Source organism: Streptomyces axinellae, assembly GCF_039532135.1.
GTDB lineage: Bacteria > Actinomycetota > Actinomycetes > Streptomycetales > Streptomycetaceae > Streptomyces > Streptomyces axinellae.
Map to the genome: position 1 here is coordinate 45,278 of NZ_BAAARJ010000007.1, position 22,697 is coordinate 67,974.

The 22,697-nt window shown below is 71.3% G+C and carries 16 protein-coding genes and 1 pseudogene; 6 read left to right on the forward strand and 11 right to left on the reverse strand.

What is annotated here, in order from left to right:
- Positions 1-135 precede the first annotated feature (135 nt).
- Both ABD339_RS12110 and aspS read right to left on the reverse strand, forming a co-directional pair.
- Positions 136-588, reverse strand: coding sequence for a Uma2 family endonuclease (locus ABD339_RS12110; RefSeq protein ID WP_344565166.1), 453 nt, complete (start codon positions 586-588; stop codon positions 136-138).
- 136 nt (positions 589-724) lie between these two features.
- The gene (gene aspS / locus ABD339_RS12115; RefSeq protein ID WP_344565621.1) at positions 725-2,518 is read right to left on the reverse strand and encodes an aspartate--tRNA ligase; all 1,794 of its coding nucleotides are present in this window, start codon (positions 2,516-2,518) and stop codon (positions 725-727) included.
- Between the two features lie 114 nt (positions 2,519-2,632).
- On the opposite strand from aspS, the gene ABD339_RS12120 reads away from it, so the two are divergent.
- On the forward strand, positions 2,633-5,392 hold the full coding sequence (locus ABD339_RS12120) for an ATP-binding SpoIIE family protein phosphatase (RefSeq protein WP_344565168.1): 2,760 nt from the start codon (positions 2,633-2,635) through the stop codon (positions 5,390-5,392).
- A gap of 118 nt (positions 5,393-5,510) precedes the next feature.
- Here ABD339_RS12120 and ABD339_RS12125 read toward each other — a convergent pair whose 3' ends face one another.
- Both ABD339_RS12125 and ABD339_RS12130 read right to left on the reverse strand, forming a co-directional pair.
- Positions 5,511-6,503, reverse strand: a complete 993-nt coding sequence (locus ABD339_RS12125) for a pirin family protein (protein ID WP_344565623.1) — start codon at positions 6,501-6,503, stop codon at positions 5,511-5,513.
- A 147-nt stretch (positions 6,504-6,650) separates the two neighbouring features.
- Complete coding sequence (locus tag ABD339_RS12130; protein WP_344565170.1) at positions 6,651-7,190, reverse strand: SseB family protein; 540 nt, start codon at positions 7,188-7,190, stop codon at positions 6,651-6,653.
- Positions 7,191-7,306: 116 nt separating this feature from the next.
- On the opposite strand from ABD339_RS12130, the gene ABD339_RS12135 reads away from it, so the two are divergent.
- The 3 genes from ABD339_RS12135 to ABD339_RS12145 all read left to right on the forward strand — a co-directional run bounded on the left by ABD339_RS12135 (position 7,307) and on the right by ABD339_RS12145 (position 10,990).
- Positions 7,307-9,136, forward strand: coding sequence for an acyl-CoA dehydrogenase (locus ABD339_RS12135; protein WP_344565172.1), 1,830 nt, complete (start codon positions 7,307-7,309; stop codon positions 9,134-9,136).
- 189 nt (positions 9,137-9,325) lie between these two features.
- Positions 9,326-10,618 carry a M18 family aminopeptidase gene (locus ABD339_RS12140; RefSeq protein WP_344565174.1) on the forward strand — a complete coding sequence of 431 codons (1,293 nt, stop codon included), beginning with the start codon at positions 9,326-9,328 and terminating at the stop codon, positions 10,616-10,618.
- A gap of 144 nt (positions 10,619-10,762) precedes the next feature.
- Entirely contained in the window at positions 10,763-10,990 is a 228-nt protein-coding gene (locus ABD339_RS12145) for a hypothetical protein (protein ID WP_344565624.1), read from the forward strand.
- A gap of 40 nt (positions 10,991-11,030) precedes the next feature.
- Here ABD339_RS12145 and ABD339_RS12150 read toward each other — a convergent pair whose 3' ends face one another.
- On the reverse strand, positions 11,031-12,986 hold the full coding sequence (locus tag ABD339_RS12150) for an NHL domain-containing thioredoxin family protein (protein WP_344565176.1): 1,956 nt from the start codon (positions 12,984-12,986) through the stop codon (positions 11,031-11,033).
- Positions 12,987-13,058: 72 nt separating this feature from the next.
- Positions 13,059-13,856 (reverse strand): carbon-nitrogen family hydrolase, encoded by a 798-nt coding sequence (locus ABD339_RS12155; RefSeq protein ID WP_344565178.1) that lies wholly within the window; start codon positions 13,854-13,856, stop codon positions 13,059-13,061.
- Between the two features lie 131 nt (positions 13,857-13,987).
- Here ABD339_RS12155 and ABD339_RS12160 point away from each other — a divergent pair, with 131 nt between their 5' ends.
- Positions 13,988-14,821 carry a maleylpyruvate isomerase family mycothiol-dependent enzyme gene (locus tag ABD339_RS12160; RefSeq protein WP_344565180.1) on the forward strand — a complete coding sequence of 278 codons (834 nt, stop codon included), beginning with the start codon at positions 13,988-13,990 and terminating at the stop codon, positions 14,819-14,821.
- An 84-nt stretch (positions 14,822-14,905) separates the two neighbouring features.
- Here ABD339_RS12160 and ABD339_RS12165 read toward each other — a convergent pair whose 3' ends face one another.
- The 5 genes and pseudogenes from ABD339_RS12165 to pdhA all read right to left on the reverse strand — a co-directional run bounded on the left by ABD339_RS12165 (position 14,906) and on the right by pdhA (position 20,978).
- Positions 14,906-16,228: an MFS transporter gene (locus ABD339_RS12165; RefSeq protein WP_344565182.1), complete on the reverse strand. Its 1,323-nt coding sequence runs from the start codon at positions 16,226-16,228 to the stop codon at positions 14,906-14,908.
- A 122-nt stretch (positions 16,229-16,350) separates the two neighbouring features.
- Positions 16,351-16,998, reverse strand: a pseudogene (locus ABD339_RS12170) (GntR family transcriptional regulator); the annotation flags it as partial.
- A 175-nt stretch (positions 16,999-17,173) separates the two neighbouring features.
- Positions 17,174-18,757 carry a dihydrolipoamide acetyltransferase family protein gene (locus tag ABD339_RS12175; RefSeq protein ID WP_344565184.1) on the reverse strand — a complete coding sequence of 528 codons (1,584 nt, stop codon included), beginning with the start codon at positions 18,755-18,757 and terminating at the stop codon, positions 17,174-17,176.
- A 14-nt stretch (positions 18,758-18,771) separates the two neighbouring features.
- Complete coding sequence (locus tag ABD339_RS12180; RefSeq protein WP_344565186.1) at positions 18,772-19,842, reverse strand: alpha-ketoacid dehydrogenase subunit beta; 1,071 nt, start codon at positions 19,840-19,842, stop codon at positions 18,772-18,774.
- Complete coding sequence (gene pdhA / locus ABD339_RS12185) at positions 19,842-20,978, reverse strand: pyruvate dehydrogenase (acetyl-transferring) E1 component subunit alpha (RefSeq protein ID WP_344565625.1); 1,137 nt, start codon at positions 20,976-20,978, stop codon at positions 19,842-19,844. Before pdhA ends, ABD339_RS12180 begins: the two co-directional genes overlap by 1 nt.
- A gap of 911 nt (positions 20,979-21,889) precedes the next feature.
- On the opposite strand from pdhA, the gene ABD339_RS12190 reads away from it, so the two are divergent.
- On the forward strand, positions 21,890-22,678 hold the full coding sequence (locus ABD339_RS12190) for a response regulator (protein WP_344565188.1): 789 nt from the start codon (positions 21,890-21,892) through the stop codon (positions 22,676-22,678).
- Positions 22,679-22,697: the final 19 nt, after the last annotated feature.

The window sequence follows — 22,697 nt, forward strand, 5'->3', positions numbered from 1 at the left end:
TAGTACGCCCTGGTACGCCCGGGCCCGGTCCCCTTCTGATCACCGCTCCGGGTAGGGGTGCCAGCCAGTGGTCGGGACGCTGAAGCCGAGCGGCTCGGGCAGGAGCAGTGGCTGGCCGAAGATGCCCTTTCCCGTTTACACGTAGCAGCGGCCGTCAAGTTCCAGCACGTGCCATGTGGCGTCGTTGGGATCGACGATCACATACACGGGGACTCCCACCGCCGCGTAGCGCTCGCGCTTGTCCTCGTAGTCCCGCTTGATCGCCGTCCGGGTGGTGGAGACCGTCTCGATCACGGCGTGGGCGATCTGCGCGGGCCAGTCCGGGTCCGCGTCGTCGGCGGGTCGGTCCTCGCTGCGGATGACGACGGCGTCGGCGCGCGGCCGGTAGTCGTCCGCGACCAGCAGGCCCCGTTCCGACCACGCCTCGAAGGGTTCCGGGGTGTGCCGGACGAGGGTGCGGCCCGGAAGGTCGTGGAGATGCCCGGGGTTCGCCCGCAGGACGAGTTCCCCGTCCAGCAGCTCCACGTGCAGGCCGTCCGGCACCTCCAGCTCGTGCCACATGCTGAGCAGTGCGTTCTTCTCCGCCACGATCGGCCTCCAGCCCTCTGGCACCTGGAACCAGGGTATGCGGCTCGTCCTGGAGGGGCAGGACCATGGGCACACCGCGGGCCCGGGCCCCGCTGAAAGGGACCCGGGCCCGTGGGCGTGCGGCGTGCTCCGCGCGCTACTTCGCCGTCGGCTTCACCTGCGAAGCCTGCGAAGCGGACTTCCGCAGGGACAGGTGCAGCTCCCGCAGGCGGCTCTCCTCGACCTCGCTGGGGGCGCCCATCATGAGGTCCAGGGCGTTGTTGTTGAGCGGGAAGGCGATCGTCTCGCGGATGTTGGGCTCGTCGGCGAGCAGCATCACGATGCGGTCGATGCCCGGGGCGATGCCGCCGTGCGGCGGGGCGCCGAACTGGAAGGCGCGCAGCATGCCGCCGAAGTCGCGCTCGACGTCTTCCTTCGAGTATCCGGCGATGCCGAACGCCTCGAACATGATCTCCGGCTCGTGGTTCCGGATGGCGCCGGAGGACAGCTCGGTGCCGTTGCAGACGATGTCGTACTGCCAGGCGAGGATGTCGAGCGGGTCCTTGGTGCGCAGCGCCTCCAGGCCGCCCTGCGGCATGGAGAACGGGTTGTGCGAGAACTCGATCTTCCCGGTCTCCTCGTCCTTCTCGAACATCGGGAAGTCGACGATCCAGCAGAAACGGTAGACGTTCTCCTCGAAGTGGCCGGCGCGCTTGGCGGCCTCGACGCGGACCGCGCCCATGATCTTGGAGACCTCGTCGAACTCCCCGGCGCCGAAGAAGACCGCGTGGCCGGGCTTGAGACCGAGCGCCCCGGTCAGCGCGCGTACGTCGTCCTCGGTGAGGAACTTGGCGATCGGGCCGCTCAGCGCGCCGTCGTCGCCCACCCGCACCCAGGCCAGGCCCTTGGCGCCCTGTTCGACGGCGAAGTCGCCGAGCGCGTCGAAGAACTTGCGCGGCTGCGCGGCGGTGTCGGGCACCGGCAGGGCGCGCACGTGCTTGTCGGCGAACGCCTTGAAGCCGGAGCCCTTGAACACGTCGGAGACGTCGGTCAGCTCCAGTCGGGCGCGCAGGTCCGGCTTGTCGGAGCCGTACTTGACCATGGCCTCGCGGAACGGGATGCGCGGGAACGGGGAGGTGACCTCGCGGCCCTCGCCCAGCTCCTGGAACAGCTCGGTCATCACCGTCTCGATGACCTCGAAGACGTCCTCCTGCTCGACGAAGCTCATCTCCATGTCGAGCTGGTAGAACTCGCCGGGTGAGCGGTCGGCGCGCGCGTCCTCGTCGCGGAAGCAGGGCGCGATCTGGAAGTAGCGGTCGAACCCGGCGATCATCAGCAGCTGCTTGAACTGCTGGGGCGCCTGGGGCAGCGCGTAGAACTTGCCGGGGTGCAGCCGCGAGGGGACGAGGAAGTCGCGGGCGCCCTCGGGGGAGGTGGCGGAGAGGATCGGCGTCGCCATCTCGTTGAAGCCCTGGGCCGTCATCTTCTCGCGGATGGCGGCGATGACCTTGCTGCGCAGCATCACGTTGCGGTGCATGCGCTCGCGGCGCAGGTCGAGGAAGCGGTACTCCAGCCGGCGCTCCTCGTTGACCCCGTCCTCCGCGTTGATGGTGAAGGGGATCTGCTCGGCGCCGCCGAGGACCTCGACCTGGGCGACCTCCACCTCGATCTCGCCGGTCGGCAGTTCGGGGTTGACGTTCTCCTCGCCGCGTGCGGTGACCTTGCCGTCCACGCGCAGCACGGTCTCCTTGGAGAGCGAGCTGAGCTTGTCGTTGATCTCGCTCGACTCGTCGCGGACGACGAGCTGCACGATGCCGTAGTGGTCGCGCAGATCGATGAACAGGATGCCGCCCAGGTTCCGGCGATTGTGCAGCCAGCCGCTCAGTCGGACGTCAGCGCCGACGTCCGTTGCGCGAAGCTCGCCGCAGGTGTGGGACCGGTACCGATGCATCATTCATCCAAGTCGTCGGGCTCAGGAGTCAGAGATGTTTCTCAGACTACCGCCCTGGGCCGGACCCCCTCGCCCCGTTTCCGGAACCCCGTGAAGTCCGCATAAAGTGGTGCAATGCGCACCGATGACGTCCTGTCGGCCCTGGGCGTTGGGCTCTGGACCTGGGATAACGCCACGGGGCTTGTGACTCTCGACGTGCGGGCGGCGGGCCTGCTCGGACTCGCCGAGAACGCCTCCGCCGCCACCTCTGCCGCCACCCCGGCCGCCACCGCTGGCACCCCTGCCACCGCTGCCACCGCTGCCACCGCTGCCACCGCTGCCACCGGCACGTCGGCTCCCACCGCCACGTCGGCTGCCCCCCTCACCGTCCCGGCCAACGCGGTGCGCTCCCGTCTGCACGCCGTCGACTACGTCGGTTTCCAAGGCATTGTCACCCTTGCCCTCGCCGAGGAGACCACCGCGGAAGCCCTCATGCGGGTGGTTGACAGGGACGGCTCGGTGACGCGCACCGTGCGCACCGTCGTACGCCCCTGCGCCCCCTACTCCTCCCGTTCTTCCAGATCCTCCGGCTCTTCGTCCCCTGCCACCCCCGACCCCTCACCCCCCCACCCCTCACCGGCCCTCCCGCACGGGACCGGAACGCCCGATGCCACGGTCCGCATCACCGGCATCATCTACGAGGTATTCGAACCGGAGAACGCCCGGACGCAGCGCGGCGGGACAGAGGCCGCCAGGCAGGCGCCGGGCGCGGGGGCGGGCCCGGCCACGCAGAACGGCACGGCGGCCCAGTGGGACTGGCGGCGCAACCGCGAGGCATTCTTGCTGGACACCGGGCGCGCGCTGGCCGAGGCGTACAGCACCGCCGAAGTGCTGCGCGTCGCCTCCTCGCTCGCGATGCCCGGCTTCTCCCCCGACGCGCTCGCGGTCTTCTGCCTCTACGGCGAACAGCTCACCGTCTACGGGGCCCCGCAGGGCGGCGCGGCGGCGGGCCTCGGGCACGCCTCGGGGCTCGGCTCGGGCGGCGCCCGGCTGCGGCTGTCCGACGACGATCCCGCCGCCGAGGCCGTGCGCACGGGGCGCGCCCTGTACCTGCTCAGCCCCTACGAGTACGCGGAGCGCTTTCCGACCGCCCGGCCGGGGGAGGCTCAGCCCGGCCGCCGCGCCTGGGCCTTCTTGCCGCTGACGGTCGCCGGGCGCACCATCGGCGCCTGGATGGCGGCCTTCTCCCGGCCCGTCACCTTCACCCCGGACGAACGCGCCATCCTCACGACGGTGGCCCGGATGCTGGCCCAGTCGCTGTCGCGGGCGATGCTCAACGAGTCCGAGCGCGAGCTGTCGGCCCGCCTCCAGCGCACCATGCGGCCGGCCCACAAGCCCGCCATCTCCGGCATGGACCTGGCGGCCCGGTACATCCCCACCGGCGGCGGCCTCCAGATCGGCGGCGACTGGTACGACGTCATCCCGCTGCCCTCCGGCCGCACCGCGCTGGTCATCGGCGATGTGCAGGGCCACGATGTGCGCGCCGCCGGGATCATGGGCCAGCTTCGGGTCGCCCTGCGCGCCTACGCCTCCGAGGGACACCACCCCGACGCGGTGCTCTCGCGGGCCTCCCGCTTTCTGCACGGCATGAGCGGCGGGGAGCGGGTGGTGGCGCCCCCGCCGTCCGAGCCGCCGGAGGAGACTCCGGCCCCGGCCCCTGAGATCCCCACGGACGACGAGGACCCCGAGTACGCCGACCCGCGCTTCGCCACCTGCCTCTACATCGAGGTGGACCCCGCCACCGGCACCCTGGACATCGCCCGCGCCGGGCACCCGGACCCGGCCGTGCAGATGCCCGACGGCCCGATGCTCGTACGTCCCACCGCCGGGGGCCTGCCGCTGGGCGTCGAGCCGGACTCGGACTACCCCACCACCCGGCTCGTGCTGGAGCCCGGCGAGCGGCTGCTGATGTGCACGGACGGGCTGATCGAGACCGGCGGCCACGACCTGGAGACCGGCTGGGCACGCATCCGCGAGGTCGTCGAGGACCACGCGGGCCCCGGCAACGATCTGGAGCAGGTCGCCGAGGCGCTCGTACAGGCCGTACACGGCGACGAGGGGCCGCCGCACTCGCGCGTGACCGGGCCGCTGGCCGACCGGCACGAGGACGACATCGCCCTGCTGCTGCTCGCGCTGAGCGCGCCCACCGACGGCTCGCGGCCGGAGGGCGCACCCGTCTCCTCGCGCCGCACGGTGATGACCGTCGCACAGGCCGAACCCGACCGGATCGCCGCCGCCCGCCACCAGCTGCGCGACCTGCTGCACGACTGGGCCGACCCCGATCAGGTGGACGGGGCCGTGCTGATGCTGTCGGAGATGCTGACGAACGTCCTCGTGCACACGGACGGCGACGCGGTGCTCGTCGCGCAGGTCACGGGCCCGCAAGGCGGCGAGGGCGACGCCCAGGGGGCGGATGGTCCCGGGGGATCCGGGGTGCCGCCGGTCTCCGGTGAGGAGCGGGGCCGGACGCTGCGGGTGCAGGTCTCGGACTCCAGCGACGAACTGCCGCACCGCCGCAGCCCCGGCGAGCTGGCCTCCTCGGGGCGCGGCCTGATGCTGCTGGGCATGCTCGCCGACCGCTGGGGCGTGGACCCCAGGGGCGAGGGCAAGTGCATCTGGTTCCAGATGCGCGAGACCGGCCTGACGAAACGGGCCGACGACGAATCCGAGGCCGTCGGCGCCGATGCCCGGGACGCCAGGGACGCCAGGGACGCCCAGGACGCCCGGGATGAAGCCCTCGACAGAGCGCTGGCCACGGAGTTCGCCGACTTCTTGGAAGACGAGGAGGGGGAGGCGGGGGCGGAGCCGGGTGATCAGGGCCCGGGCCCGCGGTGAGCCCTGCCTTCTGTTGCCCTCTTTCCTGGTGCTGATAAGAGGGTGCCCCTGGCTGTGCTTCGCAGGGTGCGGGGGCATACGCGCTGAGCGCGCCCTTCCCCGCGCCCCTTCGGGCGCCTCAGCTCTGGGGTGCCCTCCGGGTGGCCGGGACCCGGCCGAGGCGGCCGGCCTTGAAGTCTTCGAAAGCCTGGGCCAGTTCTACGTGGCTGTTCATCACGAACGGCCCGTAGTGCGCCATCGGCTCCCTGATCGGACGGCCGCCCAGCAGCGCCACCTCCAGGTCAGGAGTGTGGGAGTCCTGGGACGCGTCGGCGCGCAGCGTCAGCGAGCCCGATCCGCCGCGGGAGGTGCTGCCGCGTCCGAAGACGGCGGTCTGGCCGGTGTGCACGGGGCGCCGGTCCGTGCCCGCCGTACCGCGCCCGGCCAGTACGTAGGCGAGCGCGTTGTAGTCCTCGCGCCAGGGGAGGGTCAGTTCGGCGCCCGGGGAGACGGTGGCGTGGATCATCGTGATCGGGGTGTGGGTGATGCCGGGGCCCTCGTGTCCGTCGATCGTGCCCGCTATGAGCCGCAGCAGCGCGCCGCCGTCGGGGGTGGTCAGCAGCTTCACGTTGCCGCCGCCGATGTCCTGGTAGCGGGGCGCCTTCATCTTGTCGGCGGCCGGGAGGTTGACCCAGAGCTGAAGCCCGTGGAAGAGGCCGCCGCTGACCACCAGCTCCTCGGGCGGCGCCTCGATGTGCAGCAGTCCGGAGCCGGCCGTCATCCACTGGGTGTCACCGTCGTTGAGGACCCCGCCGCCGCCCTCGGAGTCCTGGTGCACGAAGGAGCCGTCGAGCAGGTAGGTCACGGTCTCGAAGCCGCGGTGCGGGTGCCAGGGGGTGCCTTTGGGCTCGCCGGGCGCGTAATCCACCTCACCCATCTGGTCCATCATGATGAAGGGGTCCAGGTGCCGGTAGTCGATCCCGGCGAAGGCCCTGCGCACGGGGAAGCCCTCGCCCTCGAATCCGCTGGGCGCCGTGGAGACGGTGCGGACGGGCCGGGGTTGCGCGCTCTCCGGTGCCGGGGCGGGGATGCGGGGCAGCGCGAGCGGGTTCTCGACGGTGACGGCGGGCATGGCGACCTCCAGATGGTTCACCGTTCAATTTAGTTGAAGGGTGAACGTCCGACCGCACCGGGGGATTCCCCGGAGGACCACCAGCCCACACAGACCCCAGGGACAGAGGGCCCCGGGCCGCACATCGTCAGCTGTCGGCTTCAGCCCTCAGCCGTACATCCGGCGCATCGCGAAGTCGACCATCTCCTCGACCGCCTTCGCGTCGAAGACCACCCGGTGCTCGCCCTCCATGTCGAGCACGAAGCCGTACCCGGAGGGCAGCAGGTCGAGGACCTCGGCGCCGGTGATGACGAAATACTTCGACTCCTTGCCCGCGTAGGCGCGCAGCTCCTTGAGCGTGCTGAACATGGGGATGACGGGCTGCTGGGTGTTGTGCAGCGCGAGGAAGCCGGGGTTGTCGCCGCGCGGGCAGTACACCTTCGATCCGGAGAAGACGCCCTGGAAGTCCTCGGCCGACATCGAACCGGTGGTGAAGGCCCGCACCGCCTCCTGGAGGGAGGGCGGCGACGGCTCGGGGTACAGCGGCTGCTGCCCGCCGGGCTGACCGTACGGCGGCGCCCCCTGCTGCGCCCCGTAGGGCGGCGGAGGCGGTGCCTGCTGGTGGTGCCCTTGCTGGCCGGGGTGCCCGGCGTGCGGATAGCCGTGGCCCTGTCCGGCCTGAGCACCGGTCTGGTCGTAGCCGTACATACCGAAGAGAGTAACGAGTCACAGATGCGGGCGGGGGGTTGCTTCTTATTACCGACGGGTAGCATCATCACTGGGAATACTGACAAGTACGAGCGAGCCACAACGGAGCCGTCGCCATGGGGCACTACAAGTCGAATCTCCGCGACATCGAGTTCAACCTCTTCGAGGTGCTCGGGCGCGACACCGTCTACGGCACCGGTCCGTTCGCGGAGATGGACATCGAGACCGCCAAGAGCGTGCTGAGCGAGATCGCCCGGCTGGCCGAGAACGAGCTGGCCTCCTCGTACGAGGAGGGCGACCGCACGCCTCCGGTCTTCGACCCGGACACCCACACCGCGCCCGTCCCCGCGGCCTTCAAGAAGAGCTACCAGGCGTACATGGACGCCGAGTGGTGGCGGCTGGGCATTCCGGAGGAGATCGGCGGCACCACGGCGCCGCGCTCGCTCCTGTGGGGCTTCGCCGAGACGATCCTGGGCGCCAACCCGGCCGTGTGGATGTACGCCTCCGGCCCGGCCTTCGCCGGAGTGCTGTACGAGGAGGGCACCGAGGAGCAGCACAAGGTGGCTACCTTGATGGCCGAGAAGCAGTGGGGCTCCACCATGGTGCTCACCGAGCCCGACGCCGGCTCCGACGTGGGCGCCGGGCGCACCAGGGCCACCCAGCAGGACGACGGCACCTGGCACATCGAGGGCGTCAAACGCTTCATCACCTCCGGTGAGCACGACATGTCCGAGAACATCGTGCACTTCGTCCTCGCCCGCCCCGAGGGCCACGGTCCCGGCACCAAGGGCCTCTCGCTCTTCATCGTGCCGAAGTACGACTTCGACTGGGAGAGCGGCGAGCTGGGCGAGCGCAACGGCGTCTACGCCACCAACGTCGAGCACAAGATGGGCCTGAAGGTCTCCAACACCTGCGAGATGACCTTCGGCGCATCCGGCCGCCCCGCCAAGGGCTGGCTGCTGGGCGAGAAGCACGACGGCATCCGCCAGATGTTCAAGATCATCGAGTTCGCCCGGATGATGGTCGGCACGAAGGCCATCGCGACGCTCTCGACCGGATACCTCAACGCCCTCGAATACGCCAAGGAGCGGGTGCAGGGCGCCGACCTCGCGCAGTTCACCGACAAGACCGCGCCGCGCGTCACCATCACCCACCACCCCGATGTGCGCCGCTCACTGCTGACGCAGAAGGCGTACGCCGAGGGCATGCGCGCCCTCGTCCTCTACACCGCCGCCGTCCAGGACGAGATCCTGGTCAAGGAGCACAACGGCGAGGACGCCGCCGCGGCCAAGCGCCTCAACGACCTGCTGCTGCCGATCGTGAAGGGCTACGGCTCGGAGAAGTCCTACGAGCAGCTGGCGCAGTCCCTCCAGACGCTGGGCGGCTCGGGCTACCTCCAGGAGTACCCGATCGAGCAGTACATCCGGGACTCCAAGATCGACACCCTCTACGAGGGCACCACCGCGATCCAGGGCCAGGACTTCTTCTTCCGCAAGGTCGTCCGCGACCAGGGCCAGGCCCTCACCGCCCTCTCGGAGGAGATCAAGAAGTTCCTGGCCGACGCCCGCGGCGGCGAGGAACTGGCCGGCTCGCGCGACCACCTCGCCAAGGCCGCCGCCGACCTGGAAGCCATCGTCGGCACGATGCTGACGGACCTGGCCGCCACGGAGAAGGACATCAAGTCCATCTACAAGGTCGGGCTCAACACCACCCGCTTCCTGATGGCGTCCGGCGATGTCGTCGTCGGCTACCTGCTGCTGCGCGGCGCCGCCGTCGCGGCCGAGAAGCTGGCGGACGCCGCCCCGAAGGACGTGCCGTTCTACCAGGGCAAGATCGCGGCGGCGAAGTTCTTCGCGGCCAACGTCCTGCCCCTCGTCTCCGCCCAGCGCGAGCAGGCCGACGCCGTCGATCTGTCGGTCATGGACCTGGACGAGAACGCCTTCTGAGCCGCGAGGGTCCGGCCCGGTGGCCCCAGACCCCGGCCCGGTGACCCCACCGCGCCCCGCTCCCGCACCCCCGGGAGCGGGGCGCTCCCGCTGCGCGGCCCGGGGTGGCTCCGGCCCGGCTCTGCCTGGCTCCGCGGGCGGTCCGCGGGCGGCAATCGGCTGTGACCAGGGCGGCCGTAAGCTGGGAACATGAGCGAAACCATGCCGTTCGACCGCGGGCACACCGACGGTCTGATGTCCTTTCTCGCCGCGAGCCCCTCGCCGTACCACGCGGTGGCCAACGCCGCGGCGCTGCTGGAGAAGGCGGGCTTCCGGCGAGTGCTGGAGACCGAGGCATGGGACGCGGGCACGGGCGGCAAGTACGTGCTGCGAGGCGGCGCCCTGATCGCCTGGTACGTCCCCGAGGGGGCAACGCCCGCGACGCCGTACCGCATCGTCGGCGCCCACACCGACTCCCCCAACCTGCGCGTCAAGCCCGTGCCCGACACCGGCGCACACGGCTGGCGGCAGATCGCCGTGGAGATCTACGGCGGAACCCTGCTCAACACCTGGCTGGACCGGGATCTCGGCCTCAGCGGCAGGCTGACCCTGCGTGACCGCTCCACCCACCTGGTGAACGTGGACCGGGCACTGCTGCGCGTCCCGCAACTCGCCATCCACCTCGACCGGCAGGCCAACGAGGGCCTCAAGCTGGACCGGCAGCGCCATATGACCCCGGTCTGGGGGCTGGGCCGGCCCCGCGAGGGGGACCTGCTGCGCTTCCTCGCGGAGGAGAGCGGGGTCCCGGCGGACGAGATCGCCGGGTTCGACCTGATGGCACACAGCGTGGAGCCCCCCTCCTACCTGGGGCGCGACCGCGAACTCCTGGCAGGGCCGCGCATGGACAACCTGCTGTCGGTGCACGCGGGCGCCGCCGCGCTGGCCGCCGCCGCCCAGCACGACACCGCGCCCACCTGCGTCCCCGTACTGGCGGCCTTCGACCACGAGGAGAACGGCAGCCAGTCGGACACCGGGGCCCAGGGCCCGCTGCTGGGCTCGGTCCTGGAGCGGTCGGTCTACGCCCGCGGCGGCTCCTACGAGGACCGGGCCCGCGCCTACGCCGGGACCGTCTGCCTCTCCTCCGACACCGGCCACGCCGTGCACCCCAACTACCCCGAGCGGCACGAGCCCGGCCACCACCCCATGCCGGACGGCGGGCCGATCCTCAAGGTCAACGTCAACCAGCGCTACTCGACCGACGGCGCGGGCCGTGCCGTCTTCGCGGCGGCCTGCGAGCGAGCGGGCGTGCCCTGGCAGAGCTTCGTGTCCAACAACGACATGCCCTGCGGGACCACGATCGGCCCCATCACCGCGGCCCGGCACGGGATCACCACCGTCGATATCGGCGTCGCGATCCTCTCCATGCACGCGGCCCGCGAACTGTGCGGCGCCAAGGACCCGTTCCTGCTGGCCAACTGCCTCACCGCCTTCCTGGGGGAGTGAGGCGGGGGCGTGCGGCCGGGGTCAGGTGTGCTGAATGGCCGCTCCCGGCCCGGGTACTCGCGGCCCGGTAAGCGAACCGGCCCGGGAAACGAGCCAGTTCGGGGCACGAGCCGCATGGCTCAACCGAGCTTGGAGGCACCATTCATGGGCATCGTCGTGTGCATCGGCATGATGGCCGTGGGCGCGATCCTGACCCTGGCCGTCGACTGGGACATCAGTGGTCTCAACGTCGACGTCATGGGCATCATCCTGCTCATCGTCGGCACGATCGGCCTGTGCGCCTACATCAGCATCCTGAAGCGGCGCCGTGTACAGCCCCCGTCCCCCGGCGCACCGGTGATCGAAGAGGTCAACAAGCACCACTGGGAGTGAGCCGCCCCACGGATTCCCGGAGCCGGCCGCCCAGGCCGGGCTAGCCGGCCAGGCCCTTCTCGTCCATCCCGGCGAGCACCAGGGGCAGGCGGTCGGCGCCGTCGGCGTCGAGGCGTACCGGAACGCCCCAGTCCTGCTGGTGCACATGGCAGGCGGGGAACTCGCCCTCCTCGTCACAGGAGGCGGCCATGGCGGAGATGTGCAGGACACCCTCCGTGCCCTCGCCCCCGGCCAGCCGCACCTCGCGGGTCAGCTCCGTGCCCTGCCCGTCGCCCTGTTCGAGGAGTTCGGGCGGGGTGGCGCTGACGATGAGCCGGGTCGAGGGGCCGTAGCGATTGTCGAGCTTCTGGCCCGCGGGCGCCTGGAAGACCACGTCCAGCCGCAGTACACCCGGCGCGACGTCGGTGGCCGCGCGCTGTGTGCGGTGCGCGACACCCGCCACCCGTACCGCGTCCTCGGGCAGCCGCAGCCGGGTCAGCCGGTGGCGCGCCGATTCCACCACCACGAGGTCGCCCGAGCCGTCGGCCGCCAGCACGGCGTCCGACGGCTCGCGCACGTCGGTTGCCAGGGTGCTCACTTCACCGGTCGCCGGGTCGAAGCGGCGCAGCGCGTGGTTGTAGGTGTCCGATACGGCCACCGAACCGTCCGGCAGCGCCGTGACGCCCAACGGATGCTGCATGAGCGCCTGGTCGGCGGGGCCGTCGCGGTGACCGAAGTCGAACAGCCCGGTGCCCACGGCGGTACGGACGACGAACCGGCCCTCACCGCCGCCCCGCGTCGCGTCCGCATCGTCCGGTACGTCGGCGCGCTCCACCCAGCGCAGCGCACTCGTCTCGGAGTCGGCGAACCACAATCTCGCTCCATCCGGTGCGACGGCGAGCCCGGAGGGCTGTGCGAACCAGGCTTCGGCCGCCGGGCCGTCCACCAGGCCCTCGTTGGTCGTGCCCGCCTCGGCCCGGACCGTCCCGCTCTCCGGGTCGTACGTCCACAGCTGGTGCACCCCCGCCATCGCGATCCACGCGCGGTCGGCGAACCAGGCCACGTCCCAGGGCGAGGAGAGCGCGATCTCGCGCGCGGGGCCCTCGGTGGGGGCGCCCTGCCACCACTGCGCGCCCGTGCCTGCCACCGTCGTCACCGCGCCGGTCGTCAGGTCGAGACGGCGCAGCGCGTGGTTGACGGTGTCGGCGACGAGGACAGTGCCGTCGGGCAGCGGCGCGAGCCCCTGCGGCTCGTTGAACCGCGCTTCATCCGGTGCGCCGTCCGCCATGCCGCGCTCTCCGGTGCCGATACGGCGCAGCGCGCTCTCGCCGTCGGCCGCCAGCTCCACCAACTGGTGGCGGGTGGTGTCGGAGACGAGGTAGCCGCCGTCCGGCAGCGCGAGCACCTTGCCGGGGAAGCGGAGGTCGGTCGCGGCGGGCTCCGGGATCAGGGGCGCGAGGCTCATTGAGGGGTGGTGGTCGGGTGACGGGAGGGCGGGGCCTTCGCCGCGGCGGAGTGTGCCCTTGGCCTCGTGCTCGGCCTCCAGCTCCCCGATCAGCCGCTCGATCGCGTGCACATGGCCCTCGCCCGCGTGCTGCGCCACCACATAGCCCTCGGGGTCGATCACGACGAGGGTGGGCCAGGCGCGCACCGCGTACTGCTTCCACGTGGCCAGGTCCGGGTCGTCGAGCACCGGATGCTCCACGCCGTAGCGTTCGACCGCGTCCACGACCGCGGCGTGCTCGGCCTCGTGCACGAACTTCGGCGAGTGCACGCCGACGACCACGACCGTGTCCTTGTGCCGCTCCTCCAGCTCGCGCAGCTCGTCCAGGACGTGCAGGCAGTTGACGCAGCAGAACGTCCAGAAGTCGACGATCACGCACTTGCCGCGCAACGAGGCGAGGTCGAGCCGCTCACCGCCCGTGTTCAGCCAGCCGCCCGCGCCGGACAGCTCGGGGGCGCGGACCCGGGGGCGGCGGGTGGCGGCAGGGGCGGGTGTGGCGGCGGGGTCGTTCATACCCCCAGCCTGCCACCTCCCCGGCGAAGCGCCCGCCGGGACCAGAACCAGGACCGGAACCGGACCCAGGGCTCAGAGGACGCGGTCCTTCAGGACCGGGAAGGACTCCCGGACCTTGTCGATCTGGGAGAGGTCGAGGTCGGCTGTGACCACCGTCTCCTCCGCGCCGTCGGCCGCCGCGAGCACCTCGCCCCACGGGTCGATGACCGCGCTGCGGCCGGCCTGGGCGACGCCCGCGTGGCTGCCGGCCGTGCCGCAGGCGAGCACGAAGGTCTGGTTCTCCACGGCGCGGGCGCGTGCGAACAGCGACCAGTGCTCCGCGCGCTTGGCGGGCCAGCCCGCCGGGACGACGATCACCCGCGCGCCCTCCGGCTCGGCGTCCACCAGCGCGCGGAACAGCTCCGGGAAGCGCAGGTCGTAGCAGGTGGCCAGGCCGAGTGTGGCCTGCGGGTGCGGCACGGTCACCGGCTGGGTGCCGGCCGTCATCAGCGTGGCCTCGCCCCGGTCGAAGCCGAAGCGGTGGATCTTGCGGTAGGTGCCGGTCAGTTCACCGGCGGGGGAGAAGACCAGGGAGGTGTTGTAGAGGGCGCCGGCCTCGTGGCCCTTCTCGACGATCGACCCGGCGTGCAGCCACACTCCCGCGTCCCGCGCCGCGGCCGACATGGCCAGCGCGGTGGGCCCCGCGGCCGGGTCCGCGTCCTCGGCCTCGGCGGCGAAGCGGTCGAAGGCGAAGGCGCCGACGGGCCACAGCTCGGGCAGCACCACCAGGTCCGCACCTTTTTGGGCGCGTACGAGCGAAGCGACCCGCTCGCGGCGGGAATTGACCGACTCGTCCGGGTCTACCTGGATCTGGAGAAGAGAAGCGCGCACCGTACCACCGTCCATGCGATCGAGGGGGGCGATTGGGCCTAGCATCGTCCCAAAAGCACTGCCGGGTGCCCGCGCGCAGCGTAACTTGAGAGCACCCAGCCCGCGAACGATCCGTAACGCCGAGGGGTTCCGTGACCGACCACCCAAGCCTTCAGCCCTACGTTGACGCCTGGACGCAGTCCATGGAAGCAATATCCGAGCTGGTCACCCCGCTCGCCGAAGGGGAGTGGAACAGGCGGACCGAGTGCCCCGGCTGGTCGGTTCGCGATGTGGTCTCCCACATCATCGGCCTGGAGTGCGAGTTGCTCGGCGACCCCCGCCCGATCCACACACTCCCTCGCGACATCTATCACGTGCGCGACGAGACGAGCCGCCACATGGAGGTCCAGGTCGATGTCCGGCGGCACCACACCGGTCCGGAGATGACCAGCGAGTTCGAGTACACGTTCATCCGCCGCTCCCGGCAGCTGCGCAACGAGAAGCGGGGGCCGGAGGCCGAGATCAACACCGTGGTGCCGTTCGGGCCCCGGAAGGTGCCCCTGGAGCGGCTGTTGATGACGCGCGCGTTCGATGTCTGGGTGCACGAACAGGACCTGCGGCGCGCGCTCAACACGCCGGGCAACCTGGATTCGGCGGGCGCGCACGTGGCGCGGGACGTGCTGCTGGCGGGCCTGCCCAAGGTCGTCGGCAAGGACGCCGGGGCGCCGCCCAACTCCGCGGTGGTCTTCGATGTGAGCGGCCCGGTGGAGTTCATGCGGACCGTGCGCGTGGACGCGAACGGCAAGGCGAGCGTGGGCGGCAGCCCTTCGCTGGGGCCAGAGGCGACGCTGTCGCTGGACTGGGAGACGTATCTGCGGCTGGCCACCGGGCGGGTGCGTGCCGAGGCGGTCGCGGACCGCGTCAAGACCGAGGGGGACGCCGAGTTGGCGACCGCGATCCTCACCCACTTCTCCGTCACGCCCTGACGGCGCACACCTCGCGGTTCGCACACGCCTCGCGGTTCGGCACACGCCTCGCGGCTGGTGTGCCCCCGTTGACTCATGTGCGCCTCACACCGGCACGTGTACCGCCTCGACCCTGCTGGCCACGACGCGCTCACGCTCGCGCCGCACCGCGCGCCCCCGCAGCCGGAGCACCTGGGCGAGGCCGAGCGCCTGGAGAACGAAGACTCCGGCGAAGGCGATACGGAAGTTGTCGCCGGTCAGGTCGAGGAGTACGCCGACGGCGAGCAAGGTCGTCATGGAGGCCGTGAAGCCTCCTATGTTGACGATGCCGGACGCGGTTCCCTGCCGCTCGGGCGGGTTGGCGGGGCGGGCGAAGTCGAAGCCGATCATCGAACCGGGCCCGCAGGCTCCCAGGACGACGCAGAGGACGACCAGCAGCCACATCGGGGACCGTCCCGGCCAGGCGAGGGTGGCGGCCCACACGGCGGCCGTCGCCAGCACGGTGCCGAGCACCAGCGGGGTGCGGGCGGCATGGTGGCGGGAGATGACCTGGCCGTAGACGAGGCCGCAGCACATGTTCGAGATCACCACCAGGGTGAGGAGTTCACCCGCGGTCCCGCGATCGAGCCCCTGGGCCTCGACCAGATACGGCATGCCCCACAGCAGCAGGAAGACCATGCCGGGGAACTGGCAGGTGAAGTGCACCCACATGCCCGTCCGGGTGCCGGGCTCGCGCCACGCCTCGGTGATCTGCCGCCGGATGAAGCCCGGCCCGGGCGCACCGCCCTCCTCCCTGGCGCGGGCAGGGGGCGCGAACCCTTCCGGGTGGTCCTTGAGGAAGAAGATCACCAGCAGCAGGATCGCGATACCGCCCGCCGCGCTGCCGGCGAACGTCGGGGTCCACCCGAAGACGTCGAGCAGGCGCGCGAGCACCAGCGTGGTGACGAGGTTGCCCGCCATCCCCATCAGCGCCGCGACCTGCGCGATCACCGGGCCGCGCCGGGCCGGGAACCACCGTGCGCCCAGCCGCAGTACGGCGATGAACGTCATCGCGTCCCCGCAGCCGAGCAGGGCGCGGGAGGCCAGCGCCATGGCGTACGAGCCGGAGACCGCGAAGCCGAACTGTCCGGCGGTGAACAGCACGACGCCCAGCAGCAGGATGCGCCTGGTGCCCCAGCGGTCCACGAGCAGGCCGACCGGGATCTGCATGCCCGCGTAGACGAGGAGCTGGAGTATGGAGAAGCTGGAGAGCGCGGAGGCGCTGATGCCGAACCGGTCGACCGCGTCGATTCCGGCCACGCCGAGGCTGGTGCGGTAGGTGACGGCGACGAAGTAGACCGCGACGCCGATACCCCATACCCACATCGCGCGCGTGCCGCCCGGCGGGTCGCCGGGCAGGCGTATGCCGGTCGAGTCGGCTGAACTCATCGCAGCGCACCGCCCCAGGACCCGCCCGCGAGCCCGTTGCCGTGGTCGTGCCCGTGTCCGCGCCCGTCATGGAGCCCGTGCCCGTCCGCCCGGAGTCCGCGCCCCTCCGCGCGGAGCCCGTCCTCGCCGCGCACCAGGTGCCGTACGCGGCTGACGTGCTGGTGGACGGCGAGCGCCGCCGCCTCCGTGTCGCCCTCGCGCAGGGTGCGCAGGATGTCGCCGTGCTCGGTGAGGGTCTTGGCGATCCGGTCGGGGTGCGCGTGCATCACCGCGACGCCCATGCGCAGCTGCCGGTCGCGCAGCTGGTCGTAGAGCCGGGTGAGGATGTGGTTGCCGGTCGCCTTGACGATGGTGGCGTGAAAGCAGCGGTCGGCCACGGAGACGGCCGCCAGATCGCCGGTGGCGGCGTGTGCGCGCTGCTCCTCCAGCAGCTCCTCCAGCCGCGAGACGAGCGCATCGGAGACAGGCACCGCACGGCGTACGGCGTGCTGTTCGACCAGCAGCCTCGTCTCCACCACGTCCTCGATCTCCTGCGCCGATACGGGCAGGACGAGCGCGCCCTTCTTGGGGTAGAGGCGGATGAGTCCCTCGACCTCCAGCCGGAGCAGGGCCTCGCGCACGGGGGTTCTGGACACCCCGACCGCCTCGGCCAGCTCGCCCTCGGTCAGGAGCATGCCGCCCTCGAAGTGCCGTTCCAGGACGGCCTGCTTGACGTGGTGGTAGACACGTTCGGCGGCGGGGGGCTGTCTGACGGCGGCAGCGGAAGACATGTGCACACCATAGATACAACAGAGATCCAAGCGAAGGCGCCGTCCACGATACGGACGGCGCCTTCAGCCTGCGGAACGGGCTCAGCCCCAGGTCAGCCCAGGGCCTCGGGCCTCGGGCCTCGGGCCAACGGTCCTGGGCTACCGGCCCCAGGCCGTCAGCCATCAGCCCGAGGCATCAACCCCAGGTCATCAGCCGCTTGGGCTGCTCCAGGACCGCGGCCACGTCGGCCAGCACCCTGGAGCCCAGCTCCCCGTCCACCAGCCGGTGGTCGAAGGAGAGCGCGAGCGTGGTGACCTGGCGCGGCTTGACCTTGCCCTTGTGCACCCACGGCTGTTCGCGGATCTGCCCGAAGGCGAGGATCGCGGACTCGCCGGGGTTGAGGATCGGGGTGCCGGTATCGACACCGAAGACCCCCACATTGGTGATCGTCACCGTGCCGCCGCTCATCGCCGCCGGACTGGTCCTGCCCTCGCGGGCGGTGCTCACCAATTCCCCGAGCGCGGACGCCAGTTCGGGAAGGGTCTTGTCCTGCGCGTCCTTGATGTTCGGAACGATCAGCCCGCGCGGGGTCGCGGCGGCGATGCCGAGGTTCACGTAGTGCTTACGGACGATCTCCTGACGCTCCTCGTCCCACGCGGAGTTGACCTCCGGATGGCGGCGGATCGCCAGCAGGAACGCCTTCGCGACGAACAGCAGCGGGTTGACACGGACGCCCGCCATGTCGGGGTCCTGCTTCAGCTCGCCGACCAGCTTCATCGTCCGGGTGACATCCACCGTCACGAACTCGGTGACGTGCGGCGCCGTGAACGCGCTGGTGACCATCGCCTGTGCGGTCGCCCTGCGGACGCCCTTGACCGGGATACGGGTCTCCCGGGCGCCGTTCGCCGTCGCGTCTGCCGCGTCCGCCGCCGGTTCGAGCCCGGGTGCGGGGGCCTGCCGTACGGAGTCCGGGGCCGCGCCCGGCGCCGGGGCTCCCGGCGGGGCCGAGGGCGCCGCGAGGCCGGTCGCGGGAGCCGCAGCCGCGTGGACGTCCTCGCGGGTGACGACGCCTTCGGGCCCCGTCGGGGTGACCGCGTTCAGGTCCACGCCGAGGTCCTTGGCGAGCTTGCGCACCGGAGGCTTGGCCAGTGGCCGCTCCGGACGTCCCGCGCGCTCCCCCTCGGCGGACGCCGCCGCACCATGCCCGTTGACGCCCGGTGCCGCCGACGGGGCCGGTGCCTGCGGCTGGGCCGGTGCCTGCGGCTGGGCCGGAGTCTGCGGCTGGGCCGGGGCCGGGACTTCGCCCTCGGGGCGCTTACGGGGCCGCCGCTTGGTGGAGCCGGCCGAGACCCCGTAGCCGACCAGCACGGGCTGCCGCCCCGCCGGCTGCTCGTCCTGCTCGGACTCCTCGGCCCGCACGGACTCGGCCTCCGGCGCGGACGCGGCCTCGCGCGCGGACTCGTCCGGCTGCCGGGACTCCTGTCCGGCGCCGACAGGTCCCGTATCGACGGTGATGATCGGCGTGCCGACATCGACGGTCGCGCCCTCGTCGAAGCGCAGTTCGTGTACGGCGCCGTTGAACGGAATAGGCAGTTCCACCGCCGCCTTGGCGGTCTCCACCTCGCACACGACCTGCCCGTCCGTGACCGTGTCACCGGGCTGGACGTGCCACTTGAGGATCTCTGCCTCGGTCAGCCCCTCGCCCACGTCGGGCATCTTGAACTCGCGGATACGAGCGGCGCTGCCGGCACTGCCGGCGTTGCTGGCGCTTTCAGTCATCGTCACGGCTCTCCTCAGTACGCCAGCGCGCGGTCGACGGCATCGAGCACCCGGTCCAGGTTCGGCAGGTACTCGTCCTCCAGGCGGGCCGGAGGATACGGCGCGTGGAAACCGCCGACGCGCAGCACCGGTGCTTCCAGATGGTAGAAGCACCGCTCCGTGATGCGGGCGGCGATCTCCGCCCCGGTGCCCAGGAAGACGGGAGCCTCGTGGACGACGACCAGCCTGCCGGTCTTCTCCACCGAGCGCTGGAGCGTGTCGAAGTCGATCGGGGACATCGAACGCAGGTCCACGACCTCCAGCGAGTTGCCCTCCTCCTCGGCGGCGGCTGCCGCCTCCAGGCAGACCTTCACCATCGGCCCGTAGGCGGCGAGCGTCAGCGCGGTGCCCTGCCGTGCGAGGGAGGCGGTGTGCAGCGGGGCCGGGATGGCGGCTGTGTCCACCTCGCCCTTCTCCCAGTAGCGGCGCTTCGGCTCGAAGAAGATCACCGGGTCGTCGCTCTCGATGGCCTGCTGCATCATCCAGTAGGCGTCCGAGGAGTTCGAGGGCGAGACACACTTGAGGCCCGCGACGTGCGCGAACAGCGCCTCGGGCGACTCGCTGTGGTGCTCGACCGCGCCGATGCCGCCCGCGTACGGGATACGGATGACGACCGGCAGCTTGATCTTGCCCAGCGCCCGCGCGTGCATCTTGGCGAGCTGGGTGACGATCTGGTCGTAGGCGGGGAAGACGAATCCGTCGAACTGGATCTCGACGACGGGACGGTAGCCGCGCAGCGCCAGCCCGATCGCGGTGCCGACGATGCCGGACTCGGCGAGCGGGGTGTCGATGACCCGGCCCTCGCCGAAGTCCTTCTGGAGCCCGTCGGTCACCCGGAAGACGCCGCCGAGCTTGCCGACGTCCTCACCCATGACCAGGACCTTGGAGTCGTTCTCCATCGCGGTGCGCAGCGAGGCGTTGATCGCCTTGGCGAGCGGCAGCTTCTTCGGGCCCGGAGCGCCCGCTGTGTTCGCGGTGTTCCCGGTGCTCGAAGCGTGCCCCGCCTCGCTGCGGCTCGGGGCGGGGCCGGCGGTGGTGGTGGCCATCAGCGGCCCTCCTCGTGAGAGTCCGAGTCGGCGAACGAGTCGAGGTACGACGCGAACTGCGCGCGCTCCTCATCGACGAGCGCGTGCCCGTCGGCGTAGACGTTCTCGAAGATCGCCATGGTGTCGGGGTCGGGCATGGTGCGGATGGCCTCGCGCACGTGTTTGCCCATGGCCTCGCTCTCCTCCTCGATGGAGGTGAAGTAGGCGGCGTCGGCCAGCCCTTCCTTCTCCAGGTAGGAGCGCAGCCGCTGAATCGGGTCCTTGGCCTCCCACGAGGCGCGCTCCTCGTCGGAGCGGTAGCGCGTGGGGTCGTCGGACGTGGTGTGGGCGCCCATGCGGTAGGTGAACGCCTCGATGAGCATGGGCCCTTCGCCGGCGCGGGCGCGCTCGACGGCTGCCTTGGTGACCGCGAGACAGGCCAGCACGTCATTGCCGTCCACGCGCACGCCCGGGAATCCGAAGCCCTGGGCACGCTGGTAGATCGGCACCCGGGACTGGCGCTCGGTGGGCTCGGAGATGGCCCACTGGTTGTTCTGGCAGAAGAACACCACGGGCGCGTTGTAGACGGCCGAGAACGTGAACGCCTCCGCGACGTCGCCCTGGCTGGAGGCGCCGTCGCCGAAGTAGGCGATCACGGCGGAGTCGGCGCCGTCCTTGGCCACCCCCATCGCGTACCCGGTCGCGTGCAGGACCTGGGAGCCGATCACGATGGTGTAGAGGTGGAAGTTGTTGCTGTTGGGGTCCCAGCCGCCGTGGTTCACGCCGCGGAACATGCCGAGCAGCATCGTCGGGTCCACGTCACGGCACCAGGCGACGCCGTGCTCGCGGTAGGTGGGGAAGACGTAGTCGTCCGCGCGCAGCGCACGGCCCGAGCCGATCTGGGCGGCCTCCTGGCCGAGCAGTGAGGCCCACAGCCCCAGCTCGCCCTGGCGCTGGAGGGCCGTCGCCTCCGAGTCGAAACGGCGGGTGAGCACCATGTCGCGGTAGAGGCCGCGCAGCTCCTCCGCCGAGAGGTCCACGTCGTAGTCCGGATGGGTGACGCGCTCGCCTTCCGGGGTGAGCAGCTGCACCAGCTCGGTGCTCGCGGGGCCACCGGGGGTGACCGCGCCGGTCTCCACGGGGGCGTCCGCCGTCACGGCCTTCGAGCGCCGGGGACTCTTGGTCCCGGCGGACGCGGTGGATGCGGTGGATGCGGTGGATGCGGCCGACGCGGCGGCCTTGGCGGACGCCTTGGTTCCGGAGGTCTTCGCCGGAGACTTGCCGGACGTCTTGGCCGGGGCCTTCGCCGGAGACTTGGCGGACGTCTTGGCCGGGGCCTTCGTGGGGCCCTTGGCCGGGGACTTCGCCGTCGTCGCGGCCGGGGTCTTGGTGGGGCCCTTCGCTGAACCCTTCGCCGGGGTCTTCGCCGCGGCCTTGCGCGGTTTGGCCGCAGCGCGTGCGCTGCGGTCGCCCGCCTCCCCGCGTGCGCCGGTCGCGCCGTCGGCGCCGCTCGCTCCGCCCGTCGTACTGCGGGCGCCGCTCGGGCCGCCCGTGCTGGTCGTAGCGGCTGCCTTACCCGTCCCGGCGGTCTCCGCCGCCTGGGTAGCGCTCTTTCGTCCGGTGCCGCTGCGGCGCGCGTCGCTCCGCGCGGCAGTGCTCTCCACGGTCACGTGTGCTCCTCCGTCTGTCCGGCCCCCGGGGTTGCCGGTGGCCTGGGGCTCCCCCGCCCAATGGCGGGGGGAGGCTCGCCCGATCCCGTGCGGCGCACGGGGTGGGAGCGTCGCGGTTGGCACCGGGCGGTGACTGCTGTCCCGGTCGCGGCCCGCTCGTCCTGACCTCAGTCGGGAACGCCCCTAGCCATGGCCAGTATCTCCATAGACGCACGAGGCGCCCCTGACCTGCAACTTTGCTCGGATATCCAACTAAGAACACGGAAGTCCAAGCACTTGCGCGAAGAATCAGGGACATCACTGGTCACGGCTTCGCGAGCCGCGGACCCTCGCACGTTAACCCGGGGTGCCGAAGCCCGGGAAGAGTGGAGAGAGGATCAGTATGTGAGACTGAACGGGTGGCCGAAAACGGAAGAATCCGCGTATTCCTGGTCGATGATCACGAGGTGGTCCGCAGGGGAGTGCGCGACATGCTCTCGGTCGAATCCGACATCGAGGTCGTGGGCGAGGCCGGTACCGCCGCCGAGGCGATCGCTCGCATCGACGCCCTTCACCCGGACGTGGCAGTCCTCGACATCAGGCTCCCCGACGGCAGTGGCGTGGAGGTCTGCCGGGAGATCCGCTCGCGCGACGAGAACATCCGCTGTCTGATGCTGACCTCCTTCTCGGACGAGGAGGCACTCTTCGACTCGGTCATGGCCGGTGCCTCGGGGTTCGCGCCCAAGGCGATCGGCAGCAGCGAACTGCTGACGGCCGTACGGGACGTCGCCGCCGGAAAGTCACTGCTGGACCCGGTGGCGACCCGGCGCGTACTGGACCGGCTGCGCGCCGGTAGTGGTCAGAGAGCCGGTAGTGGTCAGAGTTCCGGGAGTGATCAGGGAGCTGGGAGCGGCCAGGGAGCTGGGAGTGGCCAGGGCTCCGGCAACGGACGGAGCAGCCGAGCCGTGGACGGGCACCACGGTGGAGGCGACGGGGACGAGCGGATCAACGCGCTCACCGAACAGGAGCACAAGATCCTCGACTTGATCGGCGAGGGCATGACCAACCGCGCCATCGGCGAGCAACTGCACCTCGCCGAGAAGACGATCAAGAACTATGTCTCCAGCCTGCTGGCCAAGCTCGGCATGGAACGCCGCTCCCAGGCCGCGGCGTACGTGGCCCGACTCCAGGCCGGCAGACGGCGATAGCGCGCCCGCCCCCGCGCAC

What these genes read in the sequence shown, in the direction of transcription:
- ABD339_RS12125 (WP_344565623.1), bottom strand. Translation starts at nt 6,503, where the DNA reads ATGCCCGCCGTCACCGTCGAGAACCCGCTCGCGCTGCCCCGCATCCCC.
- ABD339_RS12130 (WP_344565170.1), bottom strand. Translation starts at nt 7,190, where the DNA reads ATGTACGGCTACGACCAGACCGGTGCTCAGGCCGGACAGGGCCACGGC.
- ABD339_RS12180 (WP_344565186.1), bottom strand. Translation starts at nt 19,842, where the DNA reads ATGGCCACCACCACCGCCGGCCCCGCCCCGAGCCGCAGCGAGGCGGGG.
- aspS (WP_344565621.1), bottom strand. Translation starts at nt 2,518, where the DNA reads ATGCATCGGTACCGGTCCCACACCTGCGGCGAGCTTCGCGCAACGGAC.
- ABD339_RS12150 (WP_344565176.1), bottom strand. Translation starts at nt 12,986, where the DNA reads ATGAACGACCCCGCCGCCACACCCGCCCCTGCCGCCACCCGCCGCCCC.
- ABD339_RS12165 (WP_344565182.1), bottom strand. Translation starts at nt 16,228, where the DNA reads ATGAGTTCAGCCGACTCGACCGGCATACGCCTGCCCGGCGACCCGCCG.
- ABD339_RS12140 (WP_344565174.1), top strand. Translation starts at nt 9,326, where the DNA reads ATGAGCGAAACCATGCCGTTCGACCGCGGGCACACCGACGGTCTGATG.
- ABD339_RS12175 (WP_344565184.1), bottom strand. Translation starts at nt 18,757, where the DNA reads ATGACTGAAAGCGCCAGCAACGCCGGCAGTGCCGGCAGCGCCGCTCGT.
- ABD339_RS12145 (WP_344565624.1), top strand. Translation starts at nt 10,763, where the DNA reads ATGGGCATCGTCGTGTGCATCGGCATGATGGCCGTGGGCGCGATCCTG.
- ABD339_RS12120 (WP_344565168.1), top strand. Translation starts at nt 2,633, where the DNA reads ATGCGCACCGATGACGTCCTGTCGGCCCTGGGCGTTGGGCTCTGGACC.
- ABD339_RS12135 (WP_344565172.1), top strand. Translation starts at nt 7,307, where the DNA reads ATGGGGCACTACAAGTCGAATCTCCGCGACATCGAGTTCAACCTCTTC.